At 69.2% G+C, this 14,044-nt stretch carries 12 protein-coding genes; 7 read left to right on the top strand and 5 right to left on the bottom strand.

Annotated features, from left to right (window positions below; all coding sequences use genetic code 11):
• The first annotated feature begins 72 nt into the window (after positions 1 to 72).
• From VARPA_RS19210 to VARPA_RS19180, 7 genes are all read left to right on the top strand, one after another.
• On the top strand, positions 73 to 1,614 hold the full coding sequence (locus VARPA_RS19210; protein ID WP_013542254.1) for a PepSY domain-containing protein: 1,542 nt from the start codon (positions 73 to 75) through the stop codon (positions 1,612 to 1,614).
• 72 nt (positions 1,615 to 1,686) lie between these two features.
• The gene (locus VARPA_RS19205; RefSeq protein WP_013542253.1) at positions 1,687 to 2,364 is read left to right on the top strand and encodes an energy-coupling factor ABC transporter permease; all 678 of its coding nucleotides are present in this window, start codon (positions 1,687 to 1,689) and stop codon (positions 2,362 to 2,364) included.
• Between the two features lie 106 nt (positions 2,365 to 2,470).
• Positions 2,471 to 3,535 carry a cobalamin biosynthesis protein CobW gene (cobW, locus tag VARPA_RS19200; protein ID WP_013542252.1) on the top strand — a complete coding sequence of 355 codons (1,065 nt, stop codon included), beginning with the start codon at positions 2,471 to 2,473 and terminating at the stop codon, positions 3,533 to 3,535.
• 4 nt (positions 3,536 to 3,539) lie between these two features.
• Complete coding sequence (cobN, locus tag VARPA_RS19195) at positions 3,540 to 7,352, top strand: cobaltochelatase subunit CobN (RefSeq protein ID WP_013542251.1); 3,813 nt, start codon at positions 3,540 to 3,542, stop codon at positions 7,350 to 7,352.
• On the top strand, positions 7,349 to 8,431 hold the full coding sequence (locus VARPA_RS19190; protein ID WP_013542250.1) for an ATP-binding protein: 1,083 nt from the start codon (positions 7,349 to 7,351) through the stop codon (positions 8,429 to 8,431). The genes cobN and VARPA_RS19190 overlap by 4 nt, the downstream gene beginning before the upstream one ends.
• A gap of 116 nt (positions 8,432 to 8,547) precedes the next feature.
• On the top strand, positions 8,548 to 9,081 hold the full coding sequence (locus tag VARPA_RS19185) for a vWA domain-containing protein (RefSeq protein WP_013542249.1): 534 nt from the start codon (positions 8,548 to 8,550) through the stop codon (positions 9,079 to 9,081).
• A gap of 89 nt (positions 9,082 to 9,170) precedes the next feature.
• A complete protein-coding gene (locus tag VARPA_RS19180) occupies positions 9,171 to 9,509 on the top strand; it encodes a DUF1090 family protein (protein WP_234974784.1) in 339 nt (112 codons plus the stop codon).
• Positions 9,510 to 9,526: 17 nt separating this feature from the next.
• On the opposite strand, the gene VARPA_RS19175 is transcribed toward VARPA_RS19180, so the two are convergent.
• Genes VARPA_RS19175 through VARPA_RS19155 form a run of 5 tightly spaced genes read right to left on the bottom strand, consistent with a single transcriptional unit; the run spans position 9,527 to position 13,850 of the window.
• Positions 9,527 to 10,069, bottom strand: coding sequence for an SET domain-containing protein (locus VARPA_RS19175; RefSeq protein ID WP_013542247.1), 543 nt, complete (start codon positions 10,067 to 10,069; stop codon positions 9,527 to 9,529).
• Entirely contained in the window at positions 10,066 to 10,920 is an 855-nt protein-coding gene (locus VARPA_RS19170) for a GNAT family N-acetyltransferase (RefSeq protein ID WP_013542246.1), read from the bottom strand. The genes VARPA_RS19175 and VARPA_RS19170 overlap by 4 nt, the downstream gene beginning before the upstream one ends.
• A gap of 23 nt (positions 10,921 to 10,943) precedes the next feature.
• Positions 10,944 to 11,882: an ABC transporter substrate-binding protein gene (locus tag VARPA_RS19165; RefSeq protein ID WP_013542245.1), complete on the bottom strand. Its 939-nt coding sequence runs from the start codon at positions 11,880 to 11,882 to the stop codon at positions 10,944 to 10,946.
• A 22-nt stretch (positions 11,883 to 11,904) separates the two neighbouring features.
• Positions 11,905 to 12,756 carry a PA4780 family RIO1-like protein kinase gene (locus tag VARPA_RS19160; RefSeq protein WP_013542244.1) on the bottom strand — a complete coding sequence of 284 codons (852 nt, stop codon included), beginning with the start codon at positions 12,754 to 12,756 and terminating at the stop codon, positions 11,905 to 11,907.
• Entirely contained in the window at positions 12,753 to 13,850 is a 1,098-nt protein-coding gene (locus VARPA_RS19155; RefSeq protein ID WP_013542243.1) for a GNAT family N-acetyltransferase, read from the bottom strand. Before VARPA_RS19155 ends, VARPA_RS19160 begins: the two co-directional genes overlap by 4 nt.
• Positions 13,851 to 14,044: the final 194 nt, after the last annotated feature.

Below are 14,044 nucleotides of genomic sequence, written 5' to 3'. Positions count from 1 at the left end.
TCGAAGCGCGGCGCAGGGCTTCGACAAGCTCAGCCTGAACGGTTGGAGGAGCGCCAAGCTGAACGGTCGTTGTTGGCTTCCGCATGGCGCCGCGCCTGGCCGCGGATTCGCCACTGGCTCTACTGGACGCACCGGTGGCTCGGCATCGGCGGCTGCCTGCTGTTCGTGATGTGGTTCGTCACCGGCGTGGTGATGATGTACGTGGGCTATCCCTCGCTCACCGAGCCGGAACGCCTCGCGGGCTTGGCGCCGCTGAAGTTCGAGCAGGCGGTCGTCGCGCCATCGGCGGCGCTCGATGCCTTGCCGGCCGCCGCGCGCGCACAGCCGCCGCGACGCATCGCATTGGAGATGCGGCAGGACGTGCCCGATGCCGGCCCGGTGTGGCGCATCGTCGATGCGCGCGGCCAGCGCTTTGCCGTCTCGGCCCGCGACGGCCAACTGCTGGGGCCGGTCGATGCCGCACGCGCCGAGACCATCGCGCGCGGCTTCTCGCGCCAGAACGGTGCGCATTGGGCCGAAACCCTGGAGCGCGACCAGTGGACCGTGCCGCAAGGCCTGAACCCGCTGCGCCCGCTGCACCGCATCGAACTCGGCGACGCCGCCGGCACCGAGCTCTACGTGTCCTCGCGCACGGGCGAGGTGGTGCGCGACACCACGCGCTCCGAGCGCTTCTGGAACTGGCTGGGCTCCGTGCCGCACTGGATCTACTTCACGCCGATTCGCGCCGATCCGCCGCTGTGGCACGACGTGGTGGTGTGGCTGTCGGCCGCCTGCATCGTCTCGGCCGTCACGGGCATCGTGATCGGCATCCTGCGCGTTCGCCTGCGCCGGCGGTTTCGCAACGGCGCCGTCACGCCCTACACCGGCTGGATGGCCTGGCACCACATCGCCGGGCTGATCGGCGGGTTCTTCGTGCTGACCTGGATCGTGAGCGGCTGGCTGTCTATGAATCCGAACGGCTGGTTCGAACGCAACCCGGTCGATGCCGCCGCGATGGCTCGCTACACCGGCGCTGACGCATTGCCGGTTCCGTGGCCGATGGCGGTGCGATCCGTGGAGGAGGGCGCGGAGGCCCCGCGCGAGGCGCTCCTGCTGTGGTTCGACGGCAAGCCGCTCTGGCAATTGCGCGATGCACAGGCGCGCACACGCGTGGTGGATGCCGCCACCGGTGCGCCCGCCGCTATCGGCCGCGAAGACATCGTGCGCACCGCCGCCCGCCTGCGCCCCGGTGCTCCCATCGCCGAGGCCACCCTGCTGACGCGTGAAGATTTCCACTGGTACGGCCACCACCGCGACCGCGTCGTGCCGGTATGGCGCCTCACGTTCGGCGATGCTGCGCACAGCTGGGTCTACATCGACCCGGCGAGCGGCCAGGTCGCGGGCAGCAGCAACCGCAACACGCGGCTGAACCGCTGGCTCTTCAACGCGGCGCACAGCCTCGACTTTCCGTGGCTCATCCACTACCGCCCCGCCTGGGACATCGTCGTCTGGCTGCTGTCGATCGTCGGCGCCGTCGCGTCGGCGAGCGGCGTGGTGATCGGCTGGCGGCGACTGAGGCGCAAGCCAAAGGCGTCGGCGGTGCCGGCAGCGCGGCGCGCGCTCCAGCGGTCATGACGGCGCTTGCGTGATCCATCCCATCCACGAACAATCAACTTTCGCACTGCGGTGCACTAAAGGAGGTGCTCGATGCACATCGAACCAGGTCTAGTCGACGGATCCAAGATTTTCCTCAGCTACGCGACAGCCGCCGCCGCGCTGGCCTACACGGGCAAGGTTGCCTTCGACACCGTCTTGAAGGACGGCATCGCCGCCCTGGCGCTGCGCTCGGCGATTGCCGTCGCGCTGGTGTTCTGCTTCTTCGAAGTGCTGCCGCACCATCCGGTGGGTGTTTCCGAGGTGCACCTGATCCTCGGCACGACGCTGCTGCTGGTGTTCGGGCTCGCGCCGGCAGCCATTGGCCTAGCGGGCGGGCTGCTGATCCAGAGCCTGTTCTTCGAGCCGCAGGACATTCCGCAGTTCGGCATGAACGTCACCACCTTGCTGGTGCCCCTGTTCGCGACGGCCGCGCTGGCGCAGCGCATCATTCCCAAGAACGTGGCGTATGTGGACCTGAGCTACCAGCAGGCCTTCAAGCTGTCGGTGGCCTACCAGGGCGGCATCGTGGTCTGGGTCGGCTTCTGGGCGCTCTACGGACGCGGCACGGGCCTTGAGAACCTCAGCCAGATCGCCAGCTTCGGCGCTGCCTACATGACCGTCGTGCTCGTCGAGCCGCTGGTCGACCTGGGCGTGCTGGCCGCCGCCAAGGGCTGGCGCCGGCTGCAGGGCACGGTCTTCGTCGAGCGTCGCCTGTACGGCGGCGTCTGACTCGAATCTCTCCATCGCCACGCGTCCGCGCCGGCAGTTCCCTCGCGGCGCGCTGCGGCGTGCCGCCATCCATCTTCGCGCCCAGGCGCTTGAACGCATCCATTCCATGACACAGAGCAACGCCAAGATCCCCGTCACCATCGTCACGGGCTTCCTCGGCAGCGGCAAGACCACGCTGCTGCGCCACATCCTCGGCAACGCCGAAGGCCGCCGCATCGCGGTGATCGTCAACGAGTTCGGCGAGCTCGGCATCGACGGCGAAATCCTTCGCGGCTGCGGCATCGGTTGCGACGATGAAGGCAACGAGCGCGAAGGCGCGCTGTACGAGCTGGCCAACGGCTGCGTCTGCTGCACCGTGCAGGAAGAGTTTCTGCCCGTGATGCTGCAACTGGCCGAGCGCCGCGGCGACATCGACGCGGTGATCATCGAGACCTCGGGCCTCGCGCTCCCCAAGCCGCTGGTGCAGGCCTTCCAGTGGCCGGACATCGCGAACATCTTCACCGTCGATTCGGTGGTCACCGTGGTGGATGGCCCTGCCGCCGCCTCGGGCCAGTTTGCCGAGAACCCCGAAGCCGTCGACGAGGCGCGCCGCGCCGACCCCAACCTCGATCACGAATCGCCGCTGCACGAGCTCTTCGAAGACCAGCTCTCGGCCGCCGACCTCGTGGTGCTCAACAAGACCGACCTGATGGACGACGCCACGCGCGCGCAGGTCGAGGCGCTGGTGCGCGAAGAGCTGCCGCCCGAGGTGAAGATCGTCGCCGCCACCGAAGGCAAGCTGCCGCTCGCGCTGCTGCTGGGCCAGGGCCGGGCGGCCGAAACCACCATCCACCTGCGCGAGAGCCACCACGACCACGAGGAAGACCACGACCACGACGAGTTCGACTCGCTCGTGATCGATCTGCCGCCGGTGGACCGCGACGTTCTCCTGGCCGCGCTCGCCGCGCTGGTCGAGCAGCACACCATCTACCGCGTGAAGGGCTTCGTCGCGGTTCCGGGCAAGCCGATGCGTTTGCTGGTGCAAGGCGTGGGCCGCCGCTTCGACCATCACTTCGACCGCCGCTGGCGCGACGACGAAGCGCAGCGTACGCGCCTCGTGTTCATCGGCGAAGACCTGGATGAAGGCGCGCTGCGCAAGGCGCTCGAAGGCGTGGCCGCCGTGCCAGCCTGACCCCATGCACCTGCTGAGCACCCAGCCCGGACGCTTCGTCGAAGACGACAGCGTCGTCACCCGGCTCGACCAGACGCCGGGCGACATCGTGGTGCTCAGCTCGGCCGACACCACGCTCGCGCTGCTCGCCGCTGCGCGCACGGCGCTGGCGGCCACCGACCCCGGCTACCCGTCGCTGCGGCTGGCCAACCTCATGTACCTGCGCCAGCCGGCCTCGCTCGACCTGTACGTCGACGAGGTGCTGCAGCATGCGCGCGTGGTGGTGGTCGATCACCTGGGTGCCGAGTCGGCCTGGGCCTACGGGTTGCAGCAGCTCGAAGAGCTGGCCAAGCGCAAGGGCCAGCAGCTCGCGATGTTCTCGGGCGACCTGCAGGAAGACGAAGACCTGCTCGCGCGCGGCACGGTGCCGCGTGCGGTCGGCCGCCAGCTCTGGCAGTACATGCGCGCGGGCGGTGCGGGCAACGCGATGCAGTTCCTGCGCGCGGTGGCCTTCCATGGCCTCGGCCACGGCGAGGCGCCGCTGCCGCCGCGCAGCCTGCCGCAGGTTGCGCTGCATGTGCCGCGCGGCATCGATGCGGCGCACACCGTGGCCGGCATCGACGACCTGCGCGCCGGATGGCATGCGGATGCGCCGGTGGTGGCGCTGGTGTTCTATCGATCTCACTTGCTGTCGGGCAATACGGCAGCTTTCGATGCGCTCGCTGCCGCGCTGCATGCTGAAGGATTGAACCCGCTCCCGGTCGCGCTCGATTCGCTGAAAGACCCGCTGTGCCTGTCCGCATTTCGCGGCCTGTGCAGCGAGCACGATGTCCAACTCGTGCTGAATACCACCGCCTTCGCCGCGTTGGGGCAGGGCGCACAGGACGACACAGGCGAAGCCCTCGCGCTCGCCGGCGATGCACCGGTGCTGCAGGTGATCGTGAGCGGCGGCAATCGCGAAGACTGGCTGGCCGACAGCCAGGGCCTGCGCCCGCGCGACATCGCGATGCAGATCGCGCTGCCCGAAATGGACGGCCGCATCATCACGCGCGCCGTGAGCTTCAAGGGCCTCTCGCACCGCTGCGAACTCACGCAGACCGAGGTGGTGAGCTACCAGCCCGAGCCGGATCGCATCGCCTTCGTGGCCGAGCTGGCGCGCCGCTGGTGTCGCCTTCGCAGCCTGCCAGTGGCCGACAAGCGCATCGCGCTGATCCTCGCGAACTATCCAGGCAGCGAAGGGCGCATCGGCAGTGGCGTGGGGCTCGACACGCCGGCTTCGGTGATCGCGATCCTTCGCGCGATGCAAGCCGAGGGCTATGTGCTCGGCGATGGCATCCCTGCCGATGGCGATGCGCTGATGCAGACGCTGCAGGAGGGCATCGCGAACGATCCCGCCCAATGGTCTGCGCGCCCCGCCTGGCAGAGCTACGCGCTCGCCGACTACCGCGCGCGGCTCGCGGCCTTGCCCGAAGGCATGGCCGGTGCCATCGATGCGCGCTGGGGCACGCCCGAGCAGGACCCGATGCTGCGCCAGGACCGCTTCATGATCGCCGGGCTTCGATTGGGCCGCGTGTTCGTCGGCATTCAGCCCGCACGCGCACTCGGCACGCTGGGCGCCGCCGACTACGCGAGCTACCACGACGCCGAACTCGTGCCGCCGCACAGCTACCTCGCTTTCTATTTCTGGCTGCGCGATGCGTTCGCCATCGACGCGGTCGTGCATGTCGGCAAGCACGGCAACCTCGAATGGCTGCCGGGCAAGAGCATCGCGCTTTCGCAGACCTGCTGGCCCGACGCGATCCTCGGGCCGCTGCCGAACGTGTACCCCTTCATCGTCAACGACCCGGGCGAGGGCGCGCAGGCCAAGCGGCGCACGCAGGCCGTCATCGTCGATCACCTGATGCCACCGCTCACGCGCGCCGAGAACCACGGCCCGCTGCAGGACCTGGAGCGCCAGGTCGACGAGTACTACGACGCGCTGCTGGTCGATGCGCGGCGCGCGAAGGTGCTGCGCGCGCAGATCCTCGCGGCCGTGCGGGCGCAGCATCTGGTCGAGGAGCTGGGCATGCCGGGCGCAGAAGACGATGCGGTGTTGGCGCGCGTCGATGCGTACCTGTGCGAGCTGAAGGAAACGCAGATTCGCGACGGGCTGCATGTGTTCGGCGCCTCGCCGGAGGCGCGGCTGCGGCGGGACACGCTGCTCGCGCTCGCACGGTATCCGTCCGCGGACGGCACGGGTGCGAATGCCGGTCTGCTGGGCGCGATGGCGCAGGACCTGCTGCCGGGCGAAGCCTTCGATCCGCTCGACATCGACGCGGCCAAGCCATGGCAAGGCACGCGGCCTGAATTGCTGCAATCGGTGAGTGCAGATGCATGGCGGCATCACGGCGACACGCGGGAGCGGCTGGAGCTTCTCGCACAGCGCTTGCTTGAGGAAAACGTGTGCCCGCCCGACATGCCGCACACCGCTGCCGTGATGGGCCGCATCGAACGAAGCCTCGCGCCCGCGCTCGACGCCTGCGGCCCGCACGAGCTGCATCAGCTTTCGCGCGCGTTGCAAGGCCGTTTCGTCCCCCCCGGCCCGAGCGGTTCGCCTTCGCGCGGCCGCCCCGACGTGCTGCCGACCGGCCGCAACTTCTACGCGGTCGACACGCGCGCCATCCCCACACCCACCGCCTGGATGCTCGGCCTCAAGTCCGCCGCTCAATTGGTCGAACGCCATCTGCAGGAGCACGGCGACTACCCCGTGGCGCTTGGCCTCTCGGTCTGGGGCACCGCCACGATGCGCACCGGCGGCGACGATCTCGCGCAGGCTTTCGCGTTGATCGGCGTGCGGCCCAAGTGGGCACCGGGCAGCCAGCGGGTGGTCGATTTCGAGGTGCTGCCCACGGTCGGGCTCGGTCGTCCGCGCATCGATGTGACGCTGCGCATCTCGGGGTTCTTCCGCGATGCCTTTCCCAATGCCGTGCAGATGTTCGATGCCGCGGTGCAGGCCGTCGCTGCGCAGGAAGACGAGGACGCCGAGCGCAACCCGATCCGCGCACGCATCCTGCGGGAAGCAGCCGCGCTCGAAGCAGAAGGTTCGACCGCCGAAGACGCTCGCACCCAAGCCGGCTGGCGCGTGTTCGGCTCCGCGCCGGGCAGCTACGGCTCCGGCCTGCAGCCGCTCTTCGACCACGGCGACTGGCAGACCGACAACGATCTCTCCAACGCCTACGTAGGCGGCAGCGCGCACGCGTACGGGCAGGGCAGCGACGGCGTGCCCGCAGCCGACGCGCTGGTGCGGCGCCTGCGCACCATGAACGTCGTCCTGCAGAACCAGGACAGCCGCGAGCACGACCTGCTCGACTCCAACGACTACTACCAGTTCCAGGGCGGCATGGCCGCCGCCGTGCGCCACCTGAGCGGCCAGCAGCCGGCGATGTACCACGGCGACCACGGCAACCCGCAGGCACCGCGCGTGCGCACGCTGAAGGAAGAAATCAGCCGCGTGATCCGCGCGCGCGTGGTCAACCCGAAGTGGATCGACGGCGTCAAGCGCCACGGCTACAAGGGCGCCTTCGAGATGGCGGCGACGGTGGACTACCTCTTCGGCTTCGACGCCACCGCGCGCGTGGTCGGCGACCACCAGTACGCGATGGTGGCCGATGCCTACGTGCTCGATGCCGACACCCGCGATTTCGTGAATCAACACAATCCGCGCGCGCTGCACGACATGCTGAGCCGTTTGCTCGAAGCCATGCAGCGCGGCCTGTGGGAATCGCCCGGCGACTACCAGACCCAACTCGAAAACCTGCTGCTCGACCACGAGCAGCAGATGGAAGGAACCCTCCGATGACCACTGCCGCCTCGATGCCGGTGCCTTTTCCTTTTTCCGCGATCGCAGGTCAACCGCACCTGCGACAGGCGCTGCTGCTGGCCGCGGTCGACCCCGGCCTCGGCGGCGTGCTGATCGAAGGCCCGCGCGGCACGGCCAAGACCACGGCGGCGCGTGCGCTGGCCGAACTGCTGCCGGGCGCGCCCTTCGTCACGCTGCCGCTGGGGGCGAGCCTCGAAAGCCTCGTGGGCACGCTCGATCTCGGGCAGGCGCTCGCGGGCCACGAACTCAAGTTCGCGCCCGGCCTGCTGGCGCGCGCGAACGGTGGTGTGCTGTATGTGGACGAAATCAACCTGCTGCCCGATGCGCTGATCGATTCGCTGCTCGATGCGGCGGCCAGCGGCGTCAACGTGGTCGAGCGCGACGGCATCTCGCACCGGCATGCGGCGCGCTTCGTGCTGGTCGGCACCATGAACCCGGAGGAGGGCACGCTGCGCCCGCAACTGCTCGACCGCTTCGGGCTGTGCGTGCAGTTGCGCAACATCGAGGACGCGGCCGAGCGGCAAGGCATCGTGCGCGCGCGGCTCGCGTTCGATGTCGATCCGCAGGGCTTTCGCGCGAAGCATGCGGAGGCGGAAGCCGCGCTTGCGGCTGCGCTCGTCAAGGCGCGCGCCATCGTCGCGGATGCCTCCGCGCTGCCCTACGGCGACGACGTGCACGAAGCCGTCGGCGCGCTGTGCATCGCGGCGCAGGTCGACGGCCTGCGCGCCGATCTGGTGATGCTGCGCTCGGCGCGCGCGCTCGCGGCCTGGAAGGGCGCGGCGGCCATCACCGCCGATCACGTGCAGTGCGTGGCCGAAGCCGTGCTGTTGCATCGCCGCAAACCGGAAGCCGAAGGCGCGGCATTGGCATCGGCGTCGGCTTCTGTGCCCCCAAACACCCAGCGCGCGCCGAACTCAAGCGGCACCGGCCAGAACAACGCAGGCGACCAGGACTGGGGCGCCATGCCGCCCGAGCCCGTCGGTATCGAACGCGTCAAGCCGCTGCGCCCGCTGATCTCTTCGCAAACCGCGCAGCAGGCCCTCCCAAAAAAAGCCTGAGCCTCCGGGACGCCGCACCCGCTGGCGCGCGCCAGGGCGACTGGAGGCAGGGCAGGCAACGGGACGCATGGCACGGCGCCGCATCGCCGGGGGCCGCGCTCGACTGGCCGCGCACGTTGGCGAACCGCGGCGCCGATACGCTGCGCGCGGAACACCTGCGTCGCCGCCCGCTGCAGGCCCGCAGTGGCGCGCTGCATTGCTTTCTGCTCGACTGCTCCGCCTCGATGCGCAACGACGGCAACCTCGCGCGCGCCAAGGGCCTGCTGCTGTCGCTGATGGAAGAGGCCTACCAGCGGCGCGACCATGTGGCGCTGCTGTGCTTTGCCGGCGAGGTGGTCGAGCTGCGCCTGCCGCCGCGCCGCGCCAGCGCCTGGAACGACGACTGGATCGCGCCCATCGCCGCCGGCGGTGGCACGCCGCTCGCGCTCGGCGTGCAGCGCGCCGACCAGTTACTCGCACACAGTGCGGCACGCCAGCGCTGGCTGTGGCTGCTCACCGATGGCCGCAGCAACGAGAGCCCGATGCGGCCCGAAGCAGCCGACTTTGCCTGCGTGGTCGATTTCGAAGCGGCGCGCGTGCCGCTGCACCGCGCGAAGCAACTCGCGGTGCGTTGGCAGGCGCGCTACCTTTCTGCCCCAGGGGCGTCTTGAGCGAACCGCCGGTGTTTGCGGCGCCTTTTCGCCCGCATGGCATAGGGCCGGGCGCCCCAGACACGATGTGTTTCGGGTACCTTCGCGGCATGCGCTTCAAACCCTGCTTCCTCGCCCTTGCATGGGCCTTGGCCATGCCCGCCTTCGCACAAACGACGCCGCCCGAGCCGCTGGATGCGGCCGATTGCAAGGCGCAGGAAGCGGTGCTCGAGCGCGACATGGCGCTCGCCCGCTCCCGCGGCCAGATGCTGCGCCGGCGCGAACTCGGCGACGAATTGGCCGCACTCCAGACGCGCTGCGTGGCGCTTGCGCCCGCGCAGGGCCGCGCGGCGCGCATCGAGAAACTGGAGCAGGAAATCCGCACGATCCGCGCGGAGCTGGAGCGGGCCGAAGAGCAACTGCGCGGCCTGAAGGCCGAGTCGCACTGAAGGCGGCTTCTGTCAGCTCACCACGGCAGGTCGCTGAACGGCGATGGCTTGGCGGGCGCGGCGTCGGTTGCGACGTCTTTTCCCCCTGTGTCGTCCACGGGTGCCAGCATCGTCCCGCGGCAGTTCGGCGAGCCGCAATGGCAGGGGTACTTCGATGGCGGTGAGCCGTCGTCGGCCGTCAGCGAATAGTCGATGAACAACTCGTCGCCCGCGTTCACCGGCACGAGCGTCTGGAACTTCAGCACCATCTCGCCGGCTTCGTCGTACTCCTCGACGGCCTCGCAGTTCGGCTCGCAGGCGTGGTTCAGGTGCCGGGTGCCGTTGCCACCCTTGGCGCCGTCGATGGTCTCGTTGTTCGACAGCGTGAACAGGTAGGTGAGCTGGTCGTCCCAGGCCCTGGCGGCGATCTCCTCTTTCGTGTAGCGGCGGCCTTCGTAGAGGCCGAGAAACGCCTCCGCCGGCAGGTCGCGGGTCGCAAAGGCGCCCAGGCCGTGGATGCCGCTCGGGCCGACGCGGATGAACGGGGTGGAAGAGGTGGGCTGCTTTTGACGGGATTTCATGGGGAGGGCCGGGCGTTGACGGGTCGGTGAATGGTCAACGCCATTTCGATCTGGCGGATGACAGCCGTTGCGCCGCGCGCAGTGGCTGCATGGAAGAGCGGGCTGCCGGTGGGCTCGTCGACCAGCCGCCAGCGGATGCCGGGGCGGGTGGTGGCGAGCGCATCGAGCAACCCGTGGGCCGCGGCTTCGTCGATGGCCGCGGCGTCGGGCAGCGTGTTGCCGGTGGGCGGAATGACGACGTAGGCGACGACCGCTGCGCCGCGCGTCACGCCGAGTGCGATGGCGGTCTCGTTGTCGATGGCGTCCAACACTGTCGGCAGTTCACGGCGCCATGTGGGGCGGGAGACCGCTGCGCAAGCCGTATGCACGGCCGCGAGGTCGGCATGGTCGAGCGTCTTCGCCGTGACGGTGCTCTGCGCCTCGAAGCTTCCTTCCAGCACGTCGAGCGTTCTGAGTTCATCGAAGCCCGCCTGGCCGTACAGCGTGCGCGCCGGGTTCTGCGCGATGACTTCGAGAAAGACGCGCTGCAGCCCCGCCTTCGACCAGGCCTCGACCTGCGCGTCGATGAGCTGCCGCGCCAATCCGCGGCGACGGTGCGTGTCCGCGATGCCGAAGCCCGCAAGGTAGCCGCGCAGTCCGCGCCGGCCGGCGAGCGAGATGCCGCAGGCGGTGCCGTCGGCCGCGATGACGCGGGACAGCGTCAGGTCGACCACCGCGCGCCGCAGGTGCCGTGCGAAGAGCGGCTCGTCGAAGTGGACGGGCACGAAGTAGCCCTCGTAGGCCCGGTTCCAGAGCGTCGTGAGTTCGCCGTGCGTGAAGTCCGAGGCGGATGGCGTGGTTGTCATGGTCATGAATCGTGCGGAGGTCGAAGCGCTCAGCGCGGCGGATTGCCCAGCGAGGCGAGGCAGTTCACGATGGCATCGGCCGCTTCGTCCAGCCGCGGGCCGGGCCGCATCATCAGGTCGAAGCGCGCCGATGCGAAGCTGCAGACGCGCCCGCGCTGGATGGCACTCATGGCCGACCAGCCGGGCCGCGAAGCCATTGAGGAAATCTCGCCGAGCGCCGAGACCATCAGCACGTCCGGGTCGGCGCGCACCACGAATTCGGGGCTCATCTTCGGGAACGGACCGAGCGTGCCCGGCACCGCGTTGGCGAGGCCCAGCCGCGCGAGCGTCTCGCCGATGAACGAGCTTTCGCTCGCCGCCGCCATGCCGCCGTGCACCTCGAAATAGACGCGCCGCCCCTGCCAGCCGAGCGGCACTCGGGCCCGCGCGGCGTTGAGCCGTGCGTCGAGCGTTCGCCAGACCGCCTCGCCCGCGCCGGGCTTGCCGGTGGCGCGCGCCACGGTTTCCATCACCCGCCGCATGTCGGCGTGGGTCTTTGCATCCAGCGCCAGCACCTTGATGCCGAGGCGCTCCAGCGGCTCGGCAACGCGGCTGCGCGGACGCACCAGCACGAGGTCGGGTTTGAGCGCGACGATGCGCTCGATGTTCGCGTCGTCCATGCCGCCGACCTGCGGCAGCTTCTTCACCGACACCGGCCAGTTGGCGTGGCGATCGACACCGACCAGCCGGTCGCACGCATCGAGCGCGCAGACCGTCTCGGTGAGCGAGGGCATCAGCGACACGATGCGCTTGGCCGGCGCCTGCAGTTCGAGCGTGGTGCCGCGGTCGTCTTCGAGGCGGATGCCGGCCGCATGCGCCGCCGAGCCGACGCCGAGCGCCACGAAGGCCGCGGCCCTGGCGATCTGGCGGACGGCGGTGGTGGCGTTGAAGAAAAGCGGCTGGCGCTGGAGCAGGGCGTTGGAGGTCATCGAGGCGGGCGTGAGCGGCCCGCTATTGTCGCGGCGTCTGCATGCGCAAGAGCCGCGCCGCCTCTTCCGCGCGCGCATCGTCCACCTCGCGCAGCACGTTGCTCAGATCGACCGGGCCGGTCTCGCGCACGAAGGTGCCTGAAAGCTCCGTCTCGGGCCGCAGCAGGCCGCGCTCGTAGAGTTGCCAGATCTCGTCGCCGTAGTGCGTCTTCAGCAGCGCGGGCGCGTACTGGCCGAAGAAGTTGCGCAGGTTCTCCACGTCGCGCAGCAGCATGCGCTTGGCGTGGTTGTTGCCGGCGGCGTCCACGGCCTGCGGCAGGTCGATGATCACCGGGCCGTCTTCGGCCAGCAGCACGTTGAACTCCGAGAGATCGCCGTGCACCACGCCCGCGCACAGCATGCGCATCACTTCGCGCAAGAGGCTCGCGTGGTGCAACAGGGCGTCTTCGGGCGAGAAGGCCACGTCGTTCAGGCGCGGGGCGGCGTCGCCGTTGGCGTCGGTCACCAGGTCCATCAGCAGCACGCCTTCCAGGAAGTTGTGCGGCGTCGGCACGCGCACGCCAGCGGCGGCCAGGCGGTAGAGCGCATCGACCTCGGCGCTCTGCCAGATGGCTTCGGTCACCTGGCGGCCGAACTTCGTGCCCTTGGCCATGGCGCGGGCCTCGCGCGTGTTCTTGACGCGGCGGTTCTCGGTGTAGTCGACGGCCTGGCGGAAGCTGCGCTTGTCGGCCTCCTTGTAGACCTTGGCGCAGCGCGTTTCCTCGCCGCAGCGCACGACATACACCATGGCTTCCTTGCCGCTCATGAGCTGGCGTACGACGGTATCGATCAGGCCCTCGTCCACGAGGGTCTGCAGTCTTTGTGGTGTTTTCAAGTGCGCGCCTCCCGCGATGCCGGCGAACGGGCCGAGAGGAAGGCTCTCAGGCTTTCCGTGCCGATCTGGTAGGCCCCATCATGCCTGTGCGGGACAAAGCCGAGCTGGCGGTTGATGGCGAGCATCGGTGCGTTGACCTCCGCGTTCTGCGTGACGGCCATCACCACCTCGGGGTGGCGCTCGCGCACCAGCTGCAGCATCAACGCCTTCACGCCCTTGGCCAGGCCCTTGCCGCGCCAGTGGCGGGCCACGCCCGTGAGCCGCTGGAACATGCGGTCGGGGTAGAGCTGGTTCCAGCTCGCATCGCACACCGCGGCCACCTCGTCGCCATCGAGCAGCAGCACGAGAAAATGCTCGCCGCCGCGGCGATCGATTTCGGCATACCAGGCGCGGAAGTCTTCGAGCTCGAAGCGCATGGGCGGGCGCGAGAGACCGGTGGTGGGCGCGTCTTCGAGCAGCGCCGAGAGCGGCGCCATCAGCGTGGCAAGGCGCTCGAAGGGCACGCGGCCTGCGTGGATTTCCAGGCGCAGACCGTGGCCGGGCGCGAGCGCTTCGGCGCGCCAGCGGGCGAGTGCGCCGTCGTCGAGGCCGGCGAAGGCCATGCGGTTTTCCATGCTGCGGTGCTTTTCGAGCGCACCGATGGCGGCAAGGAATGCGTGGCTCTCGGGGAGGTGAACGTTGAAGGTGGCGGTGGTCTTGCCTTGCGCATCCATCAACGCGAGCAACTCGCGCAGCAAGAGGCTGCCGACACCCTGGCGCCTGCGGAGTTGCCGTACGCCGCCTGTGATGTTGACGAAGGGCGCATGGGCTTCGTAGTCGGGCGTGCCTTCGCGGCGAACGCCCATGTTGAGGTTGCCCGCGATGTCGCCTTCTGCGTCCCGCACCTGGATGCGATGCACGGCGAACAGCGGTATGTGCTGTCGCATGTTCTGCTCGATGTGGGCGTCGCTCGGCACGGGCTCGCCCGGAAAGTCTTCCTCGTTGCGCAGGCGCCAGTAGACGAGGAATTTCGACCACTCCTGGGCGGACGCCTGCTGCGGATCGAAAACGGAAATCGAAAACTGCCGCGCATCGGCGGCACGAGTTTCAAGCATGGTTGGCCTTGATTCGAAAAAATGAACGGATCGCGCGCGGCACGCACAGGCGTGCCAGCGGCGGCGTTTGAATCGGGCGGTTTGTCGCGGCAGAACGCCGCAAGGATCGAACCGGCTGGCTGCTATGCCTTCAGGGGCACAGGCTGCGCAGGAGGCGCTTCAGCAGCAGTTCTTGATGATCGACCCGACAACAA

The organism is Variovorax paradoxus EPS, from assembly GCF_000184745.1.
Taxonomy (GTDB): Bacteria; Pseudomonadota; Gammaproteobacteria; order Burkholderiales; family Burkholderiaceae_C; genus Variovorax; species Variovorax paradoxus_C.
This window is presented reverse-complemented; position numbering and strand designations above follow the sequence as displayed.